The sequence below is a fragment of the Flexistipes sp. genome, assembly GCF_036172515.1.
Taxonomy (GTDB): domain Bacteria; phylum Chrysiogenota; class Deferribacteres; order Deferribacterales; family Flexistipitaceae; genus Flexistipes.
Genome location: NZ_JAXKVW010000001.1, coordinates 99,902 through 122,946, shown reverse-complemented (window position 1 = coordinate 122,946; position 23,045 = coordinate 99,902). Strand labels below are relative to the sequence as shown.

The window sequence follows — 23,045 nt, the reverse complement described above, 5'->3', positions numbered from 1 at the left end:
TTGTGTCTAAAAATTATAACGTTTTTGTATATGGGACTCTAATGAAAGGTTTTGACGGGTATAAAAAATATATGTGTAAGGGGAATTATATAACTGAGGGCTCCTTAAAGGGAATTATGTACCATACCGGTTCCGGTTATCCTGCAGTTATCTATAACACTAAAAAAGGCGGTGAGGTATCCGGGGAACTCTACAGTGTGGACGAAAATTTGATGAAAGACCTCAGGCGGTATGAGGGTATAGGCTCATTGCTGACATGTTATGAAGAGAAACTGGTAAAAATCCAAACAAAAGATGGTGATATACCGGCGAGGGTTTTTGTGGTTTCACCCTTCTGGAAAAATCTTATTAAGCTTTCAGGTGTATTGGTGAGCAACGGCGACTGGAAAAAGTTTGTAACAGCTCCGCCGAAAAAGGCTTGGCAGACAATAGCACCTGCTATCCTTTTTTTCGTTTCTTTTATATTTGTTTTTCAGATTATTTTTAAGATAACGGGGTGATTTTTTACTTCTGCATCATTGAAAGAATTTTCAGGGCTGCTACCGGTTATAAATAAAATCTGAATTAACAGTTGAATTCATGCCAAAAAAATTGATTTATTATAAAAAAACCTTAACTAATGTGTAAAGTTATGATAATAATTTAGTTAAAATTCAAAAAGCTATGAAAAACATAAGTATAAAGAAACAGTTTATTTTTATTATAGGTCTGGCGTTTCTTGTCCAGCTAATTATTCTCGTGGCCTTCCTTCTGTTTTCACAGTATCAGTATTACAAAGATTCCACCAAACTGGCATACCGGCAGGAAGTTAAAAATACCAGAGAAAAAGTCCGGCGTGAAGTGGAGCAGTTATACAGTATCATTGATTATGAAATTGAAAAGAATAAGCAGGATGTAAAAATTCAGATAAGAAGGAGGGTTTATGAAGCATATGATATAGCATGGTCGATTTTCAACAGATACAAAAATGAAAAAAGTCTTCATGAAATTAAAAATCTAATAATCACAGCCCTCCGCGACATTCGATTTTTTAACGGAAGAGGGTATTATTTTATAGATTCTCTTGATGGTGAAGTTATAATGTATCCTGTACGCCCTTCTGAGGAAGGCAAGTCTTATATTAACATTACAGATGTTGAGGGAAAGCCGGTTGTAAAAAGTTTTATTAATGTTGTTGAAAGCAGTTACGAAGGGTACGTCAGATATAAAACTTTTATTCCGGAGAACAGATCGGTTTCCACAAAAGCCTCTTATAACAAGATTTCTTTTGTGAAGCTTTTTGAGCCTTTTAACTGGATAATCGGAACAGGTGATTATCCATATGGTAATATTAAAGAACTTAAAGAGAGCATCATTAATATTATAGACAGCCGAAGGTATGGTAAAAACGGGTATTTCTTTGCATACGATTATTCAGGGGAATGCCTTAACCTTCCCCCTGATAGGTATAAAGAGCAGACAAACATGATCGGCTATACCAACAGCAGAGGTACTCCGGTAATAAAAAATGCTCTGGAAGTTGCCAGAAACGGCGGCGGTTTTATGACGTGGTATTATAAATCTCTGTCCGACAATAAGAGCATTAAAAAGATAGGTTATATTCAGGGAATTGATGAGCTTGGAATGTTTTATGGCACCGGAGTTTATGTGGATGAAATCAGCTCCTCATTTAAGAAGCTACAGGAGGAGTACAAAAATATAACTTTCAGCAACAGCCTGATTATCCTTTTTACTCTTTTGATAGCTTACGGAGTCGTCTATCTGCTTACCAGAAATTTGGCCAAAAGGCTTGGAAAAGATATCGATATGGTGGCCGATGCTTTTGATGTGTCGTTAAAAGATGACCGCCTGATTCCAGAAAATATAACGAGAATGAGCGAGCTGAGTTCTCTGATAAAGTCTTTTAACACCACTCTCGGTGAAAAACATCTTTTTAATAGAATAGCAAAAGAAAAAGAAAGACAATTTACATCCCTCTTTGAAAAATCAGCTGAGCCTATGCTGATAATTAACAAAGACGGCATAATCGACTGTAACTTATCAGCAGTGGAGTTTTTAGGATATAAGTCAAAAAGGGAAATACTTAAGCATCCGGCTTTTATTTCCCCTGATAAACAGCCTGACGGCAGAGATTCTTTTGAGAGTTATAATGAGATTATTGATGAAATATACAGAAAGAACGGCTCCAGGAAATTTGAGTGGGTCCATCTGAAATATGACGGAATGCCGGTGCACACTTCAACTGTTCTGGCTTTTATTGAACCTCAGAATTTTATACTATGCACATGGCGGGACATAACCAAGAGGGTGGAGGCTGAGCAGGCTCTTGCTTATGAGAAAAATAAATTATCAGCGATGCTTGAAAGTATAAAAGATGCTGTGGTTATTGTGGATTTGGACTGCAATGTTGTTTATACAAATAATGCTTTTACAAAAATAACAGGTTTGAGCGGAGATGAAGTTCTCGGTAAAAATTTTGATAATTTGCTTTCGTTCTACGAGCTTAATTCGGGTAAAGCCGAAATTTTCAGCACCAAAAATGTTTTACATTCCGGTAAAAGTTACTCCAATCTCAGCGGACTTAAAATTATCGACAGGCAGGGGGTTGAGAGGATTGTGTCAAAAGTTATTACGCCTATATGCCAGGACGGGGAGAGGTTAACGGGTGTTGTTGTTGTTTTGAGGGATGTTACCGATAACGTTATTTTCCAGCAGAAGAAGTCCAAATTGGAAAGTCTTCAGTCCATAGCTGTTTTTACAGGAAGTATGGCACATGAGTTTAATAATATTCTGACGGGTATACTTACCAATACATATCTTGCTAAACAGCATTGCGACAATGAACGGGCTGCTGAATTTATTAGTAAGATTGAGCAGTCTGTTTTTCAGGCTACGAAAACAACGAACAATCTTCTTAAATATACCCAGACCGGCACACTGCGCAAGAAGACAGCAAACATTTATGAGATTGTAAAGGATATATCTGATGTAGTTTTTGCTGATTCCCGGATTACGGTTAATATCGATAAAAGTTCTGAGCTGTGGGATGTTGATATTGATAAGGTTAAGATAAGCCAGGTGTTTAACAGTATTTTTCTAAATGCAAAACAGTCGATAAAAGATGACGCTTCAGGCAGGGTTGATGTAAAAATAAGTAATGTTTTTATGAATAAGCAAAATGATTACGACTTGAAAGAAGGCAAGTATCTTTGTGTCGATATTACTGATAACGGCACTGGTGTTCCCAGAGACATAAGAACAAAGATTTTCGAACCTTATTTTACAACAAGAAAAAATAATAACGGACTCGGGCTTTTTCATTCCAGAAATATTGTTTTAAACCATGGAGGAAAAGTGATTTTGAGCTCCGAAGAAAATAAAGGTACGACATTTTCCGTTTTTCTACCGGCCTTTGACGACCATTTTTCATCGGCAGGAGACATGAAATCAGTAGGAGATGATAATAGTTTACGGTTTATGATTGTGGATGAAAATGTTCAAGACAGGGAAAGTCTCAAAAATGTTTTGGAATTTCTGGGTTACAATGTCGTGAGTGTAGCCGGATACACCGAAGCTTCAAAACTTATCAGAGCCGGAGAAGACTACGAGTTTATTATAGCAGCGATTCGTTCTGACAGTTGCATGGATTTTGGAAAATTTCTTCATTCTGTGAAGGACTTTCTTGAGGATTCTTCAGTTGTTATTGCCTCGGAAACAGCGGAAAAGGGTTGTTTTCAATCTTTTGAAAATGATGAGAAGATTGCTGGGGCCATACACAAACCGTATAAAATGGAAGAATTGGAGAGGACAATAAAATCTGTCAGGCAGTAAAAGCGTTTTCTATGTGTCTGATATTTTTTGCATCAATGGAAATTACGTCGAAGCGGCAGTTGGTCTCACCTTCACAGAATCTTTTCATGTAGAGTTGCGCTGATCTGATAATTTTATTTTGTTTCTGGGCTGTTACGGCTTCAGCACCTATGCCGAATTTAGAGCTGCTCCGCTTTTTTACTTCTATAAATACAAGCTCCTCGTTTTTTTCTGCAATAATATCTATTTCGCCCACAGGAGTACGGTAGTTTCTGGCAATTATTTGATAACCTTTTTTCCTGAGAAATTGCTCCGCTTTTTTTTCGCCCTCTTTACCTCGTTTCTGGGTAAACATTTTTTACAAAGCTCCTGCGATGAATAGGGCTTAACCCGCACTCTATTATTGCCTGTCTGTGCTCTTTTGTACCGTAGCCTTTGTTGCTGAACCAATTATATTCCTGATAGGAATAATGATATCTTTCCATCAGACTGTCCCGGTAAACTTTTGCCAGAATAGAAGCAGCAGCCACCTCTATATATTTATCTTCGGCTTTAAAGGGGTGTATATGCTTGACTTCAATGTTATTAAGTGCAACGGCATCCGTTATTACTTCGTCAAAACTGCACTTTAAATTACTTAGTGCCAAGTGCATCGCCTGTTTTGTGCTTCTGACGATATTTATCCTGTCTATAGTAAGGCTGCAGACAACTCCCAGCCCGTAGGAAACAGCATTTTCTGTAATGACCTTTGCCAGAATATTCCGTTTTTTTGCCGGGAGTTTCTTCGAGTCAATAATCCGGTCATCGGTAAACCCCTCCGGCAACACCACAGCGCAGGCGACCACAGGTCCGGCCAGGCATCCCCTTCCAACTTCATCCAGACCGGCTTTTCTCACTGTTGCTGAACCTTTTTGTCACCGATTTGTTTTGTGAGCCAGTCCGTCCAGGTGCCGATTCCCTCGCCTGTCTTGCATGAAACTTTGAAAAAGTCCAAGTCTGGGTTGATCCCCCTGGCATAATCAATACACTTTTCGATGTCAAAATCCAGATAATCAAGCAGATCTATCTTGTTGACTATCATTGCTGAGGAAACACGTATCATTGAAGGGTATTTTGCAGGCTTATCATCCCCCTCAGGTGTGCTTACCACCACCACTTTGCAATCTTCACCCAAATCAAAGCTGGAGGGGCACACAAGATTGCCTACATTTTCGATTACAAGAAAATCAAGCTTGTCCAAATCAAAGTTTTCCAGGGTTTTTCCTATGCCTTCAGCTTCCAGGTGGCATGCACCGCCGGTATTAATCTGCACTGCATTAATACCTGTCTTTCTGATGCGCTCAGCATCGTTTTCCGTCTGTAAATCACCTTCAATTACACCGATATTATATTCATGCTGCATCCCGGTTAGAGTTGACTCAAGTATGCTGGTTTTCCCGCTTCCGGGAGAGGAAACAAGGTTCAGAACAAAAACACCCTTTTCTCTGAACAATTCTCTTAAAGCGTCAGCCTTTTTTATATTTTTTGAAAGTATTTTTTCTTCTATGTTGATTTTTCCCATCAGTCCACCTCAATTTCGGTAATATTCAGTTCCTCACCAGTAAGGAGTTCCACTTTGTATGACCCGCACTTTTTGCAGCTGAAGAACATTTCATCATAAAAATCTTCATGTTTGCAGTCAGTGCATCTGCCTTTTATGGGGATGTCTTCTATCTTCAATAAGGCATTTGCAGCAATGGTTCCTTCTTTTAAGGCATCAAAAGCGAACAGCAGTGCATCATTCTCAACTGCAGCCAGTCTGCCGATTTTCACATGTATTTTATTTATAATTTCAGCCTTGTTGTTCAACGCGCTTTCAACAGCGATATCCAGAATATTTTGGGCAATACCGACTTCGTGCATAATATATATTTATTATTGAAACAATATACAGTCAACCGAAATTTATTCTGCAACCCCTACTACCCATACAACCCATAAGACCTCAACTACCTTAAATACCTCAAATACCTCAACTACCTCTTCCAATCAAGCATATAAATACGAAAAGTTTGGGATGTTTGCAAAATTTTATTTTTATATTTTATTATAAAATTCGCTTTAAGTTTTATGAAAAACTATTAGTATAGAGCTTATGGAAAATTTAAAATTTTTATCGGATATTACAAATCTGCTTTTAAATTTCGACAGCAGTAAAAATGTGCTTAATGAGCTTACCCACTCATTGGCTAAGTACCTATCATCCGAAGTATGTTCGATATATATTTACGACGAAAATAAGGAAATGCTTGTACTCAAAGCAACGTACGGCTTAAATCAGGCATCCGTGGGCAATGTATCTATGTTGCCTGAGGAGGGGTTGACAGGTATCACCTTTTCTTCCGGGGATTATCAGTTTATTGCCAATGCCACAAAGCACCCTAAGTTCAAATATTTCCCCGGCATTGGTGAAGAACCGTTTAATACCTTCATAGGTATTCCACTGAAAAAGCAGGATGAAACGTTCGGGGTGCTGGTTTTTCAGTTTATAGATAATCCTGAAAATTCGAATGTTTTGAAAATGCTCCTTGAGACTATAGGAAATATGATTTCAGGCTTTCTGAAAAATCATATCATGCTGACCAGCAACATTGCCAGACCCCAGAATTATGATGAGGAGATGGTGCTGCAGGGGATACCTATATCCGAAGGGATTTCCATCGGCAAACCCGTTCATATGGTTTATCATTTCCTTGATGATGACAGTAAAGTGAAGGATGTTGAGAAAGAGGAAGAGAGGCTGAAATATTCCTTTGACAAAACCAAAAATGAAATCATGACAGTTATCAATAATATTGATTCAGGAAATCTCAGGATTGACAAGGAAATTTTTCATACTCACCTTATGATTTTATCCGACGGTTCATTCAGGGATGATATTTTCCATCATGTCCTTAATTTGGGACGTTCCGCGGCTTACAGTATCAGACATGTTTCGGATAAATTTATAGAGCGTTTCAAAAAAATCGATGATCCCTATCTGAAAGAACGTGCCGCCGACATAGAGGACGTCTGCAACAGACTGCTGAAAAATCTGGGGGTAATTGAGCGTCATATTTCCCTGGAGAAGGAAAGCATAATTGTGTCAAATCAACTGGGCCCCGGTGATACGGCCTCCCTTGATCTTTCAAAGGTGAAGGGAATTGTTACGGAGAATGACGGGCAGACGTCACATATGGCACTTGTTGCCAAGGGGATGGGAATCCCTGCAGTAAGCGGCATTGAGCATGTTATTGACATAACAGAATATGCTAAAGATTTGATAATAGACGGGTACGAAGGAAAAATAATTATAAATCCTTCAGAGGCTAACAGAAACAAATATTTGTCCATGCAGTCGCAGGTGCAAATATCGGGTGTCACTATAGAAAAACTGCCCCGGGAAATAGTCTGTCATATGGGCCGCAAGGTTTATTTGGGGGCAAATGTTGCAAGTATTCTTGATGCAGATAAAGCTCAGGATTTAGGCGCATTTGATATAGGTCTTGTCAGAACGGAAATCTTTTATCTTGCTGAAGGAGATGAAAATTTCAATGTTGATGCCCAAAAGAAAATATATCAGTCTATTTTAAGTAAATATACTAAAGGACCGGTAACGTTCCGCCTTCTGGATGTAGGGGCGGATAAGATGGAAAAGTATTCTGTTAAAGAGCCGAACCCTGCCATGGGGCTGAGGGGAGCAAGGTTTCTTATTAAGAATGAAAACTTGCTTGAAACCCAGCTGGAAGCTTTACTGGATTTGGATGATTCCAGAGTAAAAGTGCTTGTTCCTTTTGTGGCGAAACCCGAAGAGTTTTACAGGATAAAGGACATTATCAGAAAAAAGGCTGAAAAAATGAGGGTTAGTATGCCGCCTGTAGGAGTGATGATTGAAATTCCTTCCATTGCTTTTGCACTGGAGAAACTTGACGAGGAGGCTGATTTTTACAGCATTGGAACCAACGATCTGTTTCAGTATTTTTTTGCGGCAGATAGAAACAATATACAGATTTTCAGCAATTATAAAATATTATCCGAATGCTTTATGAATTTCATGGAATTCATCTGTAACAAACTTTCTCAAACCGGCAAAGATGTTGAAATTTGCGGGGAGATTGCCCATGAGGAAGAAATTCTATACAGACTTATTGAAATGGGTTATTCCAAGTTCAGTCTCAATCCCTACCTTATGAGCAAAGCCTCTGAACTTATTATTGATAGATGCAAACAAGAAAATTAAGTACCCTCCTGAACATAAGACGTAAAACGTGCTCATTGGCCCTTGCTCCTCGGCCCTTGTCCCTTTAAACTCTAACCATCACCCTAAACCTAAAACCCATCCCTATTCAACTATTTAGCTTTCTATATATTTTTCAAGATTATCGGTCATTTCCCATATCCCGCAGGGGCAGACACCAGCACATATCCCGCAGCCGATACATTTTTCAGAATCACTGATATATTCAAAGCCAAAATCATTGTCCGATTCGATTCTGCTTATAGCCTGTTCGGGGCATATTTCCATACAGAAGCTGCAATCCCTGCAGTAACCGCAGCTCAGGCACCTGTCCACCTCTGACTCTGCTTCTCTGTCCTCAACAGCCTGCTGGTTCATCGGATGGTAAAATTCATTTTTTACCTTATCCTGAGGAATCATCGGGGCGTTTTCGAATCTGTCCAAAGGTTTGCCGTTGAGCAGATTATCGATATTGATGGCCGTTTTCCTGCCGTCTCCCAATGCATTTGTAAAAAGACCTAATTTGATGACATCACCAGCGATAAATACGTTTTCCTTTCCTTTAAGCTGGTGATAATCGTTAATTAAAAGTTTACCTTTCTCATCTTTGTATCTGTCCGGCAGAAAGGACAGATTGGGCCTATCGCCTATAGACACAATGACACTGTCAGCCTCTATGAATTCACCGTTTTTAAGATACACTCCCTCTTCAGCCACTTCCTGGGTAAAGGCCGGCCAGCGTATTTCAGCACCGAGTGATTTCGCATGCTCAATTTCTTCGTCAAAAGCCGCAGGTTTTTGGATATCGATTGCAGTGACTTTTTCCGCACCCATTTTATAAGCTCCCATCACCACATCCATTCCTGCGTTGCCTGCTCCAATTACCACAACCTTTTTACCGATATTAACACTTTCGCCTCTGTTGATTTTTTTTAGAAAATCAAGTCCTTTAATCATTAGCCCGCTTCCCTTTACAGGAAGTAAAATCGGCTCATGTGCCCCCACGGCAACAACTACAGCATTAAAATCGCCGGTAAGTTTTTCAAATGCGTTCTCATCCACAGAATATTCTGTATGCGCTTTTATCCCCATATCAATGATTTTGTTTATTTCATTCTCCAGAATATTCCTGTCAAGACGCTCTTCAGGGATCACCTGTTTCAGTTTTCCCCCTATCACAGTATCTTTTTCGAAAATTTCCACTTGATAGCCTAGTCTTCTTAAATGGTAAGCGGAAGCCAGACCGGCGGCACCGCTGCCAATGACCGCAATTTTTTCTTTTCTCTCTTCACGCACGGTTTCCGGGAGTATGTCCCTGCTTAACATACCAAGGTCATCAATTTTCAGCGGCACATCAATGTACTTTCTGTTACATTCATCCATGCAGAGGTTGGGGCAAACCTGTCCGCATACTGATGCCGGAAACGGACTGTAATCCATCACTAATTTTAATGCTTCCTCAAATTTTGACTGCCTCAGAAGGGCAACCCTTTTTTGAGTGGGGATGAATACAGGGCAGTTGTATTCACATGGTGAGCTGTAGGCTCCGCTGTTCCAATTAGGTTTTTTCAGACGCAGATCACCCTTTTCTACAAAATCTGCCACCTCAAAGTCTTCCTCAATCATGTCGCCGAAAATACCATCTTTTACCCATACGGAATTTCTGAAGTCTGCTATGGGTACATAGCGTTTTGTTATCCTTTCCTCATATGTTTTGGCTACAATTTTTCTCCATTGTGAAAAATTAAGCAGCTCCTTTTCTTTGTCCTTTCTGTCAATTTTTGACAGGAATACAGGTATTCCTTCTTCCAAAAATTCTTTATCCTTTTCATCCAGGTCCATAAGCCAGACATCTTCTGAAATGTCTTCAACTTTCCCCCTTACATAAATTGTGCCGCCAACCATTCCTACGCAGCTTCTGTAGCCAAGGACAGATTCAGCATTTTCACACCCTGATCCGCAGATTACAGCGATTCCGCCGCTCATAAATTCAAAACTGAAAGAACCTGTATTTTTTAATACCCAGAACTGGGGAGCCGGAAATTTCGGGTCATACTTCATAAGTGCTCCCGAGCGTGTCCCGGTTCGCCCTCCGATATAAATATTACCTGTGGCAGCACAATGGGCTGTTGTGTCCCCACCGTCACCTTTTACGATTATCTCTGCACCGGCATTAAGCCAGCCAACATCCGCAGGGGCAGAACCTTCAACGGTTATGGAAGTCCCCTGCATGCCCATGGAGCCCACTCTCTGACCGGGATTTTTAACATTGAAAATCAGTTTTTTACCTTCCCTGTTCCAAAGGGGGCCGCCGATATTGTGCTGGCCCAGGGCGTTTATCTCATAGTTACAGCAGCCGCTTTCCAGTTTTTCATACAATTGTTTAAGCAGTTCCTGTGTGGAAATTCTTTTGTCTTTTTCTATACCGTTTAAAATGAGTTTGTTTTCATTGTTCATAATAATCCACCTTTAACATGCATACTGAATGTTTAATCTGTCAGCCACATTTTTATCTGTGGAAATAAGTGCATCCGATCTGCCCACCGGCAGGGTACTGTTGCCTATGGGGGCGAGCAGCTTTTTCATCTCCTGGTCCACGGAGAGGAAGTAATTGACAATATTCTCTGCAACCTTATCCACATCCAGCCTTTTTACCAACAGCGGATTCTGAGTACATATGCCGACAGGGCATAATCCTGTATTGCAGGCGTTGCATTTGCCCTGATCGTTGCCCAAACAGCCGGCCAGCTGAATGATAAGTTTTCCGCTGAAAACGCCGTTGGCACCCAGACATATCATTTTGAAAGCATCCGATGCCAGATTGCCCGTTTTACCCAGACCCCCTGCGGCCCATAACGGAATCTGATTTTGTTTACCCTGGTGTACTGCAGCATGATAACAGTCTCTCAGCTTGGAAATTGCAGGATGTCCTGTATGATCCAGTGAAATTTCATGAGCTGCAGCTGTGCCGCCGTCGATGCCGTCCAGAAAAAATCCTCCAACTATATTGTACGGGTCGCGCAGTAAATTGTTGTATACCGAGACGCTGGTTGAACTTGCAGCCACTTTTATTGCCACAGGAACATTGAATTTAAAGGCTGAGTTAAGTGAAAGGAACATCTTTTGAACGCTTTCTTCTATAGAATACAACCCCTGATGGTTGGGAGGACTCAAAAGATCTGCTTTCGGAACCCCTCTGATTTCCTGAATGTGCCTGGCTACTTTTTTAGCCTGAAGCAGCCCGCCGTCACCGGGTTTTGCACCCTGACCTATTTTTATCAGTACACCCGCAGGATCTTCCACCATTTCGGGCATTGCGTTGATTATTCTGTTCCAGCCGAAATGCCCCGAGGCAATCTGTAATATTGTATATTTAAGAAATCTTGATTTCAAAAGTCTCTGGGGGACTCCTCCCTCTCCGGAACACATCCTGATGGGAATTGAGCACTCTTCATTCAGGTATGCCGTGGCTATGGCAATTGCCTCCCATACTCTCCACGACAAAGCTCCTATGGACATATCTCCTATTATAATCGGATAAATCCAGTTTACAGGAGGTGCATCACCTGAAAATTTCAGCTTGCCGTCCTCACTTATACTAAATGGTATTTCTCCGGCCGGAAGTGTTCGTCCGAAAGGGGAAAGTATGTCAAACGTATGCCTTTGGGCATCCAGGGATGGGTCGGTCATTTGTGAGATACGACCGACTTTTATTTTGTCAAGTGTTCTGCCGTCTGTTTCAAGATTGGATCGTCCACCCCTTTTGAAGGGATCAGCAAGAGCCCCTCTGTAACGCATACCGAATCTGGCATCGGAATTCCTGACAGGCCTTATGGCTTCATTGGGGCATACCCTTTCGCATACACCGCACCCTCTGCAGAACATATACTCATCAATAGTCTGGGAAATTACAGGTACAGTCTGAAATATAATTTTTGGATTGGGCGTGATATCTTCGCTTACGACTTTTCTTCTTTTTTCGACTTTTGAATGTATTGCACCGAATGGACATGAAGAAACACAGCTTCCGCACATCGTGCACCGGCTGCTGTCATAATCTATCCGCCAGCTAAGATCGTCTTTTGCCAGATCGTTTACTTTTACTGATGCCATCTTTGCACCTCTAAGTCATTGTTTACATAAATCATTTCCCGCTCATGTGTATATATGTCATCTTCCCAGTTCCTCTCAGGCATTACGTCGTTGAGTCCGGATACTTCAGAGGTAATAATAACGGTATCTTTGTTCTTTCCGACCACCACCGGTCTCAGCTTTTTGGAGTCGCAGCAGTTGAAAACACTGCCGTCAGGCAGTACGCCAATTATTGTGTTGGGACCGTTGATTTCCAGATTAGCCAGTGATGATCTTATTTTTGAAAGTACTGCATTGTCTTCTCTTTTATCAATTTCATCAAATGATAAAGGGGTAATGGTGTGTTTGTAGTATATTAAAGGCCAGTTTAAAACTTTGTGCACATAGTGGAGTGTATATAAAAAACACTGGGAATCTGACTCAAACCCCAGATATCCTTTGTAGAGATTTTTTTGGAAGTTTTTATTTTTTTCATAAAAGGTATTTTCACCGTTTGCCATTGCAGTATAACCCTGAAGAAAAAATGGATGTGCAGCGTAGCGTACAATGTCGTAATTGGTATTTTGTCTGCACTGGGCACTGATTATCTTTGCGGAAAAATCTTTGTTTTCACTCCATAAGTCAAAATATTCTCCAATATCCGAAGGATCACCAATTTCTTTTAACGTGACAACGTCAGGCCAGAAGGAATAGATAAAGCCTTCATCCAGTTCATCCAGGGCTTTTCGTATTTTAAGTCTCATTTCCACAAGCAGTTCTTCTTTTTCGCTTTCAGGGGCATATTTATATAATTTGGGAAGCTGATAAACCTGAAAAACATAGTTCGGCATAGGTTCTATTTTAAGGCCCTCTCTGGGAAAAACCTGGGGTGCCCATTGGAAGACCCTTGCAAACCCTTCTTTATGAAGGATATCTTCAGCAATTTTAATTCCGTCGTCAGTACAGGCCATGGAAAGTATGGGAAGCCCTTTGTATTTTTCAAATACTCCTCCCAAATCCTGCATTACCATAGCAAAACCAGAATTATCGTGACCTTTTTGCTGTGACCGCATTAACTGAAGAGCTGTTTTCGGTTGGATGTAATTTTTAGACTTAATCGCTCCTATTCTGCACATAATAAAAAACCTCCTTGAGCTGCTTTTACCTAATAATCTCATACATAAAACTTGTCAAGTATAATTTCATTATGAATAGCTTGGCATATGCCTTTTTTGTTAAGAACAAATGGTCATTGTGGGCTATTATCTTTATATTGACTTTATGTTGCAAAAAAGCTAATGGTCGATTGTCGACATTTGTGAGGTGAGAGATGAACAGCCCGGATGTAAACTTAAATTTGAATGTCAGAGGTCTGCCGCTTTCTGCAACACTGTTTATTAACGAATTGAGTAATAAGCTTAAAAGGGAGGGGCGGCCTATTTATAAGCTTGGGCTGGGCCAGTCTCCTTTCCCTGTCCCGCAGCCAGTTGTTGATGAACTTATCACCAATGCATATCAGAAGGATTATCTGCCCGTTTTGGGATTGTATTCACTCAGGGAAGCTGTTGTTGACTATTACAGGAGGAGTCAGAATCTGGAGTATTCTTCCGAAAATATACTTGTCGGCCCGGGCTCCAAGGAACTGATGTTTATTATTCAGCTGGTATATTACGGGGATTTGATAATTCCCACCCCCAGCTGGGTGTCTTATGCTCCTCAGGCTCATATTGTAGGCAGACATGTATACTGGCTTTCCACTAAAAAGGAAAACAGATGGCTTCTTACCCCTGAAGAGCTGGACAGGCATTGCAGGCAAGATCCTACGCGTCCCAGGCTTCTTATTCTGAATTATCCCAATAATCCCACGGGCATGTCCTACAATAGAGATGAGTTGAAAGGTCTTGCTCAGGTGGCTGAAAAATATAAAGTTTTGATCCTTTCAGATGAAATTTACGGAGAACTCAATTTTAATGGCAACCACACTTCGATTGCTAAGTATTATCCGGAAGGAACCATTATAAGCAGCGGTTTGAGCAAATGGTGTGGTGCGGGCGGCTGGCGTCTCGGAACATTCATTTTCCCGGAGAATCTTAAATGGCTCCTGGAGGGAATGTCTGCTGTGGCAAGTGAGACATTTACTTCGACAAGCGCCCCTATTCAATATGCAGGTGTCAGAGCGTTTAAAGGCGGGATGAAAATTGAACGTTATTTATGTCAATCAAGGCGTGTCCTCAAATCATTGGCAGATAGTGTGTATCAAAGACTGTATTCTGCAGGTGCTGATGTCAGCAGGCCTGACGGCGCCTTTTATATGTTCCCTGATTTTTCCAAATACAAAGAGAGCTTTCGAAAAAGGGGAATTTCTAACAGCAGAGAATTTTGCGAGAAACTTTTGAACGAAACGGGTGTGGCAATACTTCCCGGAAGTGCTTTCGGCAGGCCGGAAAACGAATTTACTGCAAGAATAGCTTATGTTGATTTTGACGGCTCCAGGGCACTGGCAGCAGCAGAACAGATTCCTTTTGAACAGGAAATTGATGAAAGGTTCCATGAGTATTATTGCGAAAGGGTTTTGAAGGCTGTAGATCTGTTGTGTGAGTTTGTAGCGAATTAAATGTTTTACTGCCGGGATAAAAATAACATTGGCTTTTTGAAGTCCTCCCTTTCTTTTAATAGCTATGCCGATTTGAGAGAGTGAGATAGTGAGGGAGTGAAGTGGTGAAATGGCGAGATAGTAATTTGTTGAATGGTATATTTGTTATTGGTAAATGCTGTTTCACCTCAACAACCCTCTTAAATATCAGCTTCGCTGATTGTCTTCGGGACTTAACAGAGTAAACCTCAACTACCTTAAATACTTCAAGTACCTTTAACTACATTTTCTTTACGTACTGCACGTAGGGCATATAAATGTATAATTTTTGTGAGGTTAACAAGTTTTTGTTGACTTTGTGAATTCATGTTGTTATAAAGTTTGTCCTTAATATGTTGAGGGCTTTGTGCCGTCTATTTGTGTTTAAGAACAGCGGAGGTGTTGGAAATGTTTGCAATTCTAAAAACTGGTGGCAAACAGTATACAGTTAAGCCGGGTGATATTATTGATGTTGAAAAAATAGATGCGGAAAAAGGCGGAACCGTCGAGTTGAAAAATATTCTGGCCGTATCTGACGACAAAAAATTTAATGTGGGCAATCCTTATATTGACAGTGCTTCTGTTGAGGCAGAGGTTGTAGATCAGATAAGAGGTAAAAAAGTGGTCGTTTTTAAAAGAAAACCGAAAAAGGATTACAGAAGGAATTACGGTCACAGACAGTATTTTACAAAGTTAAAAGTTAAAGAAATAAAAGTTTAATCAGGAGGCTGCTATGGCTCATAAAAAAGCTGGCGGTAGTACCCGTAACGGAAGGGACAGTGAAAGTAAACGCTTGGGCGTTAAACGTTTTGGCGGTCAACATGTGATTCCCGGGAATATTATTATAAGACAGAGAGGCACACGTTTTAAGCCCGGTAAAAATGTTGGATTGGGTAAGGATTATACCATTTTTGCCTTACAAGAAGGATATGTGAAGTTTGAAGATAAGGGAAGAAAAGGCAAATTCATATCCGTTCTTGAAGAAAAATCCGTATAAATCAAATTCTGCCCCCTTCGCTATAATTAAAAATTCATAAGGGGGCTTTCTGTATCCATGAAATTTCTTGACACTACAAAAATTAAAATTAAAGCCGGAGACGGTGGCAGAGGCTGTGTAAGCTTCAGACGGGAAAAGTATGTCCCCAGAGGCGGCCCGGACGGCGGCAACGGCGGTAGCGGCGGGAACATTGTCATCGTCGGTAACAGATCTAAATATACCCTTCTTGATTTGAATTATAAAACAAATTATGCTGCAGAGCGTGGCGAACACGGCCGGGGTAAAGATCAGCACGGCCGCAGAGGCAGAGATATGGAAATAACCGTACCTCTCGGCACAATAGTTAAAGATTATGAGACGGGTAAAGTGTTGGGAGATATCACCGAAGACGGGCAAAGACTCGTTGCGGCCAGAGGCGGAAAAGGCGGCAGAGGCAATATGTCTTTTGTCAATTCCACCAGAAGAGCACCGCGTATTTCCGAAGACGGAGAAAAAGGTGAAGAAAGAACATTACTGCTGGAGCTGAAACTCATTGCCGATGTGGGAATTATAGGTCTGCCCAATGCAGGAAAATCAACATTCATAGCTTCCGTATCAGCAGCAAAACCAAAAATAGCTGACTATCCGTTTACCACAATTACGCCTAATCTTGGTGTTGTTAAAAGCATAACAGGCGGTTCTTTTGTCCTGGCTGACATGCCGGGATTGATTGAAGGTGCCCATGAAAATGCCGGCTTAGGTGTCAGATTTCTTAAACATATAGAGAGAACCGAAATACTGCTTCATTTTGTGGATGCTTCCGATGAGGACTCCATGGTTGAAAGATATAAAACAATAAGAGATGAAATCTTACGGTATTCAGGAGAATTGTCTGAAAAAGAAGAAATCATTGCCGCCACAAAGGTTGATTCGAAGAATGAAGATAACCTTGAAGAGTTCGAAAGATATGTGAATAATGATTTAAATAAACAGCTGTATAAGATTTCATCCGTTGCACGTGAAGGTATAGATGAATTGCTGAAAACATTATGGGAGCGTTTGGAAAAAGAGGACAGCCGCAATGATAAATAATATAGGCAGTATTATGATGGAAATACTGCCGGAGAATGTTGCTGAACTGATTAAAATCAACAGTATTTACTCAAAATGCGTTGGAAAGAGGATAAGTAAGGTTTCCAAGCCGATTAAGTTTGACGGCAGAACGCTCACTGTAGCCGTTTTTGATAATATCTGGCTTCAGGAGCTATCTTTTTTGAAGCAGGATATTCTTGAAAGGTTAAACTCTGAAAATTTAAATGTAAAAGAGATAAAATTTATACATAAATTTAAACCGGTGTCTTCGGGGAAAAAGCAGCTGTATCAGCGGAAAATTACAGAAAAAGAACAGGTTTTTATCGATAGGTTCGCTTCCTTCATTGACGATGATGAATTGAGAGACTCCTATCGGAGGGCTCTGACATCCTATTTTAAACGGTACTCACTAAAAGATTTTTTTCTTGAATAATTCTAAATAATATGTATTTTTTAGTTCGGAGATAAAAATGATATTAGATATAGTAAAGTTCCCGGATAAAACACTTAGAAGAAAGACGAAACCTGTTGAAAAGGTTTCTGAAGATATTTTGGAAAAGCTGAACAATATGGCTGAGACTATGTATAACGCTCCGGGTGTCGGATTGGCAGCTCCACAGGTTGGTATCGACAAAAGACTTGTGGTGATGGATATCACTGCAGAGGATGAGCCTCCGAAACTGGAAAAGCTCATCAACCCTGAAGTTATGGAATATGAGGGAGAGCAGACGGGCGAGGAAGGATGTCTCAGTCTGCCCGGGGAATATGCTGATGTTAAAAGAGCCGAATGGATAAGGTATAAATACATTGATGAAAACGGTGATGAGCATGAAGAAGAGACAACGGGGCTGAAAGCACGTGTTATTCAGCATGAAGTCGACCATCTGGACGGAATCCTTTTTATCGATAAGCTTAGCACTATGAAAAGGGACATGATAAAAAAACGCATTAAAAAACGCATAGCCCAGGGCGATTATTGATTTTGACTGCGGGAAAATTGTTCAATTTTTCCATTAGATAATTTATTTGTGCATTCTTCCTGAAAAATTTTATGCAATAATTTATTGCGTAAATTACTTAATAAGATACAATTATGCTTTGTAAAACAACATACATATAATGTTCAGCAAAGTACGTTTGCGGAAATTTTGGCAATTAATAAAAGAGGCGGGGTTTATGCAGGAATTGTTTAAAAAATTTTCATCCAAAAAAGAAAATCATATAAAAAATCTGATTAATCTACACGAGGAAGGCAATACCGTTCCGTTCATTGCAAGGTATAGAAAAGAGCAGACGGGCGGGATGGATGAAAATGAAATCAGGGAAATAATTGAAGAGTATCAGTACCTGCTCAATTTGAAAGCCAGAAAAGATGAAGTGTTGAAAAGGATTGAGGAAAAAGGAAAACTCACGGATAAGCTGAAAGATTCCATAATAAAAGCGGCCACACTGAAAGAAGTGGATGACTTGTATGCCCCTTATAAATCCAAAAGAAAAACCAAGGCTGACATTGCCAGGGACCAAGGTCTTCAGCCGCTGGCAGAATTTGTTAAATATTCTGATGATGACAATGCCATATATGCTGAGGGCGAAAAGTATTCAGAAAAGAACGACATAGGTTCTGCAAATGAAGCGCTGAAGATGGCGTGCGACATTATTTCCGAAGAAGTGGGGCATGACCTTGAAGTAAAAAATCGTCTTAGGGAAATTTACAGTCTCGAAGGTGTTCTTACCTCTTCTCTAAAAGAGAAAAAAACAGGGCATTATGAGGATTATTATGATTTTAAGTCATTTATAAAAGATTTGCCGGAGCACAGAATTCTGGCAATATTCAGAGGGGAGTCACAAAAGGAACTGAAAGTTAAGATTTCCGCTGATGAAGAAGCGTTATACAACAGTATTGCCAGTATTCTGCTGAAAAACGGTGTTGAACTGAACACTTTTGTGATTAAGTCAATCCGCAGTGCCATGAAGCGTATGCTTGAACCCTCAATAGAACTTGAAATTAGAAATGAGCTGAAAGAGAAAGCTGAAAAACAGGCGATAAAGGTTTTTGCCGAGAATCTGAAAAATCTTCTTTTAACACCGCCTGTAAAGAAGAGACGGATTTTGGGGATAGACCCGGCTTTCAGGACAGGCTGTAAATTTGCCGCTGTGGATGAAAGGGGAGTACTGCTTGATTACGGTGTTATTTATCCTACTGAACCGCAAAGTGACTATGTTAACAGCAAAAACACACTGCTTGAAGTAATAAAGAAGCACAATGTAAATATTGTAACAATCGGAAACGGCACGGGCAGCAGGCAGACGGAAGAATTTGTGGACAAGGTTATCCAGGAAGAAAACCTTGACATTACCTATACGATAATCAGTGAAGCTGGTGCCAGTGTATATTCTGCAAGCAGCGAAGCGGCAATGGAATTTCCGGGTCTTGATGTTACCATAAGAGGTGCTGTTTCCATTGCCAGAAGGGTTCTGGACCCTTTGGCAGAATTTGTAAAAATTGATCCCAAATCTATAGGGGTTGGGATGTATCAGCACGATGTAAACCAGAAGCTGCTGCAGAAAACCCTTGATGAGGTGGTTGAGGACGTGGTTAACAATGTTGGGGTTGATTTAAATACAGCCAGCCCTTCCCTTTTGAAATATGTTGCCGGTTTGAACCGAAATATTGCGGATAAAATATACAAGATGAGGCAGGAGAAGAACAAGTTTTCATCCCGTAAAGATCTGTTAAAGGTTGCAGGTATTGGGGAGGACATTTTCAGACAGTGTGCAGGTTTTCTGAAGATATATGACGGTGAGGAACCTCTGGATAAGATGTTTATCCACCCTGAAAGTTACGATTTTGTATATTCGCTTTTAAGCCGACTGAATGTAAGTGTAAAAAACGCCAATATGCTTTCCCTTGCTTTGAAAAACAAGAATATCAGTGAAATAAAAAATAAATTTGATGTGGGGGAGCTGACGTTTCAGGATATCATTGAAAATCTGCAAAAACCTGATCTGGATATAAGGGATAATGTTGACCCCCTTGTATTTAAAAAGGGAATTCTAAAGATAGAAGACCTGAAGCCGGGCATGCAGTTGACCGGTAAAATTTCCAATGTCGTTGATTTCGGTGCTTTTGTGGATATCGGGCTCAAAAATGACGGTCTTGTCCACATTTCGGAAATGGCTGAAAGATTTATAAAGCATCCTTCGGAGGTTGTTTCTGTAGGGCAGACCGTTAGTGCAAAAGTTGTAGATGTTGATAAGCAAAGGGGCAGAATCAGCCTTTCTCTGCTTTAATTACGGAGTTGCGGTTGCATAAAATTCTCGTTTTTAATCCCTCTTTCATAGGCGACAGCATACTTACTACACCACTTGTAAATGCTCTGAGCAAAATTTACCCCGGAGCAAAGATATATTTCTGTGTCCGTCCGGAGTCTGCAGGTCTTTTCAAGTGCCTTGAAAATGTTCAAGAGGTAATAACCTTTGATAAAAGAGGTGATTATAAAGGTTTGACAGGACTCTGGAAGTATGCACGTGAACTGAGAAGATACAATTTTGATATGATTGTGACTGCTCACAAATCGTTCCGCTCTTTGCTCACTCTCAAACTTTCCGGATGTGAAAATATAATAGGCTTTAAGCAGTCAAGCTTAAGTTTCCTTCTTGATAAAAAATCAGACAGAAATATGAAATTGCACGAAGTGGAGCGGAATCTGTCGTTACTTAGTAATATATGGGATGAATTTACACTGGAAAAAGCAAAGAAATTAGGAAACAATCCCGTGGTTTGTGAAGAGATGGAGTATAAGCAAAAGGTAAGCACCTTTCTTAATACTTTGAAAAAAGACAATAGAAGAATAATAGGAATTGCCCCGGCAAGTGTCTGGGAGACCAAGAGGTGGCCTGTTGAGAATTATGCCACTATTATTGAAAAAATGTATTTTAAGGGTGTGTACTCGCTGGTGGTTTCGAGCCCCAAAGAATACTGGGTAATTGAGGAACTGAAAGAAGAATGCTGCGTGCCTTTTCTGGACTTTGCAGGTAAAACTTCTTTAACGGAACTTGCTTCTATAATAGGCAATCTCGACCTTTTGATAAGCAACGACAGTGCACCTATGCATATAGCAGCTGCACTTGAAATACCTTTGGTTGCATTATTCGGGCCGACTATCCAAAGTCTGGGTTTCTTTCCGTACGGCAGCGGTCCAAGTGAAGTTGTCGAGATTAAAGACTTATACTGCAGACCCTGCGCATTACACGGGGGCAGAAGATGTCCTGAAAAGCACTTCAGGTGTATGAGAGATATAAAACCGGAGAATGTTATGGCTGTTGCGGAGGAATTACTAAAATGAAGATACTGGTTGTCAGATTCAGTTCGCTGGGGGACGTTATACTGACAACAGGTGTTATAAAATACCTGAAAACCGCTTACCCTGATTTGACGGTGGATGTTTTAACCTACACACATTTTTCCGGAGTATTTTTTAAAAACCCTTATATAAATAATGTGCTCCAAATTGATAAAAAGAGCGGATTCAGAAAGTACTTAAATTTTATACAGAAAAATATTAATGATTACGATCATATTTTTGACCTGCATTCCAAGCTTTCGAGCATTATTCTAAAATTTTTTACTTCAGCAGGTTATCATAAATATAAAAAGGATTCTTTGAAAAGGCGTTTGTTTGTTAAATATGGTAAATTTGCCGGGAGTCTTCAGGAGCATGTTATCCAGCGTTATTTTAAAACTTTCCAAAAAGTTTTCGATATGGATACACCCTCTGATGAAGATTTAAGACCGGTAATTTATCCGAATAATTTGTATGAAAATCTGTCTGGTACTGTAACTGTTCATCCGTTTGCAAGCAAAAAAACAAAAGAATGGCCGTTTTTCACTGAATTGATAGATGAGCTGGTTAAGCGAGGGGAAAAAGTCAACATTATTGGTGATACTTTTTTTGAGTACAATCATGCAAATGTTAATAATTTTTCAGGTAAGACGGATTTGCAGGAGATGTTTGATATAATAAAGCAAAGCCGCTGCCTAATTACCACTGATTCCGGCCCTATGCATGTGGGAATTGCAGCTGAAACTCCCGTGATTGCCATTTTCGGCCCCACAACAAAAGAATTTGGATTTTACCCGGTATTTAACAACTGCAGTGTACTGGAAATTGACGGCTTGTACTGCCGTCCCTGCCATGTGCACGGCAGTGATAGATGTCCTGAGAAAAACTTCCGATGCATGAAAGAGATATCTGTGGGTATGGTATTGGAAAAATTTGATTTATACAAAGGATAGGTGATGTTTTTAATATCCAAACTTTTTACCTATTTTATTCTCCCGCCCGGTATTTTTTCAGCCATAATCCTTAAAGCGGTACTGTTTATTTTCACCGGACTGCGTAAAACAGCTGCTGTCATCCTTTTGTTTACATCGCTTTTAATTTATCTGCTTTCTGTTGAACCGGTAAAAGATATTTTACTTTTACCGCTGGAAAATAAATTTCCCCCTTTTGAAATATCAGAGGCACAGGATGAGGATGTGATAGTGGTGCTCGGCGGAGGGATGTACGATAGATCTCCGGCAAAAGGTATGGAACCGTCTTTATCACCTGATTCCTTAAAAAGAACTGTGTATGCGTTTTATTTACAAAGAGAGCTGAATCTGCCCGTTATAGCTGCCGGCGGGAAGGTTTTCCGGTCTTCAAATACTGCTTCTTCAGCTGAAGTGATAAAATCTGTTTTGGTGATGCTGGGAGCTGACAAAGAAAAGATTTATACTGAGAATGAAAGTAGGAATACAATGCAGAATGCTGAATTTACTGCAAAAATTATGGAGAAATACACGTGGGATCATGCCCTTCTTGTCACTTCTGCCTACCATATGCCGAGAAGTGTTTTAAGTTTCAGAAGTGCAGGCGTTCATGTTACTGCAGCACCCACCGATTACAAAACCGACAGAAGCGGATACCTCTGGTACAGCTTCATGCCCCATATGTCCTATCTAAAAGATTCATGGAATGCTCTTCATGAATATGCAGGGCTTCTGTATTACAATATTATAAAGCCGTGATGCGTGGCGTGTTCAATGTTAAATACCCACTCAACCAATACACAAATTAACCAATAACCAGTATACTAATAGACCACTAAACAAATGACTATTTTCCCACTTCCCGATCTCACCATCTCCCCACCACCATAGCTTTTTA

At 40.3% G+C, this 23,045-nt stretch carries 20 protein-coding genes; 13 read left to right on the top strand and 7 right to left on the bottom strand.

Annotation, left to right across the window (positions count from 1 at the left end):
• The first annotated feature begins 2 nt into the window (after positions 1 to 2).
• Together UMU13_RS00525 and UMU13_RS00520 are read left to right on the top strand one after the other, a co-directional pair.
• On the top strand, positions 3 to 500 hold the full coding sequence (locus tag UMU13_RS00525) for a gamma-glutamylcyclotransferase family protein (RefSeq protein ID WP_328216284.1): 498 nt from the start codon (positions 3 to 5) through the stop codon (positions 498 to 500).
• Between the two features lie 163 nt (positions 501 to 663).
• Entirely contained in the window at positions 664 to 3,831 is a 3,168-nt protein-coding gene (locus UMU13_RS00520; RefSeq protein ID WP_328216283.1) for a cache domain-containing protein, read from the top strand.
• Here UMU13_RS00520 and UMU13_RS00515 read toward each other — a convergent pair.
• Genes UMU13_RS00515 through hypA form a run of 4 tightly spaced genes read right to left on the bottom strand, consistent with a single transcriptional unit; the run spans position 3,821 to position 5,712 of the window.
• The gene (locus UMU13_RS00515; protein WP_328216282.1) at positions 3,821 to 4,165 is read right to left on the bottom strand and encodes a YraN family protein; all 345 of its coding nucleotides are present in this window, start codon (positions 4,163 to 4,165) and stop codon (positions 3,821 to 3,823) included. The genes UMU13_RS00520 and UMU13_RS00515 overlap by 11 nt on opposite strands.
• Entirely contained in the window at positions 4,143 to 4,706 is a 564-nt protein-coding gene (locus UMU13_RS00510; RefSeq protein WP_328216281.1) for a ribonuclease HII, read from the bottom strand. Before UMU13_RS00510 ends, UMU13_RS00515 begins: the two co-directional genes overlap by 23 nt.
• A complete protein-coding gene (gene hypB, locus UMU13_RS00505; protein WP_328216279.1) occupies positions 4,703 to 5,371 on the bottom strand; it encodes a hydrogenase nickel incorporation protein HypB in 669 nt (222 codons plus the stop codon). The genes UMU13_RS00510 and hypB overlap by 4 nt, the downstream gene beginning before the upstream one ends.
• Positions 5,371 to 5,712, bottom strand: coding sequence for a hydrogenase maturation nickel metallochaperone HypA (gene hypA / locus UMU13_RS00500; protein WP_013887263.1), 342 nt, complete (start codon positions 5,710 to 5,712; stop codon positions 5,371 to 5,373). The genes hypB and hypA overlap by 1 nt, the downstream gene beginning before the upstream one ends.
• 232 nt (positions 5,713 to 5,944) lie before the next feature.
• Here hypA and ptsP point away from each other — a divergent pair, with 232 nt between their 5' ends.
• Positions 5,945 to 8,068 (top strand): phosphoenolpyruvate--protein phosphotransferase, encoded by a 2,124-nt coding sequence (gene ptsP, locus UMU13_RS00495; protein WP_328216277.1) that lies wholly within the window; start codon positions 5,945 to 5,947, stop codon positions 8,066 to 8,068.
• A 114-nt stretch (positions 8,069 to 8,182) separates the two neighbouring features.
• Here ptsP and UMU13_RS00490 read toward each other — a convergent pair whose 3' ends face one another.
• The 3 genes from UMU13_RS00490 to UMU13_RS00480 are packed head-to-tail and all read right to left on the bottom strand — an operon-like array spanning position 8,183 to position 13,272.
• Entirely contained in the window at positions 8,183 to 10,522 is a 2,340-nt protein-coding gene (locus tag UMU13_RS00490) for an FAD-dependent oxidoreductase (RefSeq protein ID WP_328216276.1), read from the bottom strand.
• Positions 10,523 to 10,534: 12 nt separating this feature from the next.
• Positions 10,535 to 12,178: a glutamate synthase-related protein gene (locus UMU13_RS00485; protein ID WP_328216275.1), complete on the bottom strand. Its 1,644-nt coding sequence runs from the start codon at positions 12,176 to 12,178 to the stop codon at positions 10,535 to 10,537.
• Positions 12,166 to 13,272, bottom strand: coding sequence for a glutamate synthase (locus tag UMU13_RS00480; protein ID WP_328216274.1), 1,107 nt, complete (start codon positions 13,270 to 13,272; stop codon positions 12,166 to 12,168). The genes UMU13_RS00485 and UMU13_RS00480 overlap by 13 nt, the downstream gene beginning before the upstream one ends.
• A 194-nt stretch (positions 13,273 to 13,466) precedes the next feature.
• Between UMU13_RS00480 and UMU13_RS00475 the strand changes: the two genes are divergently transcribed.
• The 10 genes from UMU13_RS00475 to UMU13_RS00430 all read left to right on the top strand — a co-directional run bounded on the left by UMU13_RS00475 (position 13,467) and on the right by UMU13_RS00430 (position 22,906).
• Entirely contained in the window at positions 13,467 to 14,750 is a 1,284-nt protein-coding gene (locus UMU13_RS00475; RefSeq protein ID WP_328216273.1) for a pyridoxal phosphate-dependent aminotransferase, read from the top strand.
• 426 nt (positions 14,751 to 15,176) lie between these two features.
• Positions 15,177 to 15,488 (top strand): 50S ribosomal protein L21, encoded by a 312-nt coding sequence (rplU, locus tag UMU13_RS00470; RefSeq protein ID WP_328216271.1) that lies wholly within the window; start codon positions 15,177 to 15,179, stop codon positions 15,486 to 15,488.
• Between the two features lie 13 nt (positions 15,489 to 15,501).
• Positions 15,502 to 15,765 (top strand): 50S ribosomal protein L27, encoded by a 264-nt coding sequence (gene rpmA, locus UMU13_RS00465; RefSeq protein ID WP_303700199.1) that lies wholly within the window; start codon positions 15,502 to 15,504, stop codon positions 15,763 to 15,765.
• A gap of 57 nt (positions 15,766 to 15,822) precedes the next feature.
• Positions 15,823 to 16,836, top strand: a complete 1,014-nt coding sequence (obgE, locus tag UMU13_RS00460; protein ID WP_328216268.1) for a GTPase ObgE — start codon at positions 15,823 to 15,825, stop codon at positions 16,834 to 16,836.
• The gene (locus UMU13_RS00455; RefSeq protein ID WP_328216267.1) at positions 16,826 to 17,269 is read left to right on the top strand and encodes a DUF721 domain-containing protein; all 444 of its coding nucleotides are present in this window, start codon (positions 16,826 to 16,828) and stop codon (positions 17,267 to 17,269) included. Before obgE ends, UMU13_RS00455 begins: the two co-directional genes overlap by 11 nt.
• A gap of 37 nt (positions 17,270 to 17,306) precedes the next feature.
• On the top strand, positions 17,307 to 17,816 hold the full coding sequence (def, locus tag UMU13_RS00450; RefSeq protein WP_328216265.1) for a peptide deformylase: 510 nt from the start codon (positions 17,307 to 17,309) through the stop codon (positions 17,814 to 17,816).
• A 196-nt stretch (positions 17,817 to 18,012) separates the two neighbouring features.
• Entirely contained in the window at positions 18,013 to 20,127 is a 2,115-nt protein-coding gene (locus tag UMU13_RS00445) for a Tex family protein (RefSeq protein WP_328216264.1), read from the top strand.
• Between the two features lie 14 nt (positions 20,128 to 20,141).
• Positions 20,142 to 21,182 (top strand): lipopolysaccharide heptosyltransferase II, encoded by a 1,041-nt coding sequence (gene waaF, locus UMU13_RS00440; RefSeq protein ID WP_328216263.1) that lies wholly within the window; start codon positions 20,142 to 20,144, stop codon positions 21,180 to 21,182.
• Positions 21,179 to 22,132: a glycosyltransferase family 9 protein gene (locus UMU13_RS00435; RefSeq protein ID WP_328216261.1), complete on the top strand. Its 954-nt coding sequence runs from the start codon at positions 21,179 to 21,181 to the stop codon at positions 22,130 to 22,132. The genes waaF and UMU13_RS00435 overlap by 4 nt, the downstream gene beginning before the upstream one ends.
• A 3-nt stretch (positions 22,133 to 22,135) precedes the next feature.
• Positions 22,136 to 22,906 carry a YdcF family protein gene (locus UMU13_RS00430; protein WP_328216259.1) on the top strand — a complete coding sequence of 257 codons (771 nt, stop codon included), beginning with the start codon at positions 22,136 to 22,138 and terminating at the stop codon, positions 22,904 to 22,906.
• Positions 22,907 to 23,045 lie beyond the last annotated feature (139 nt).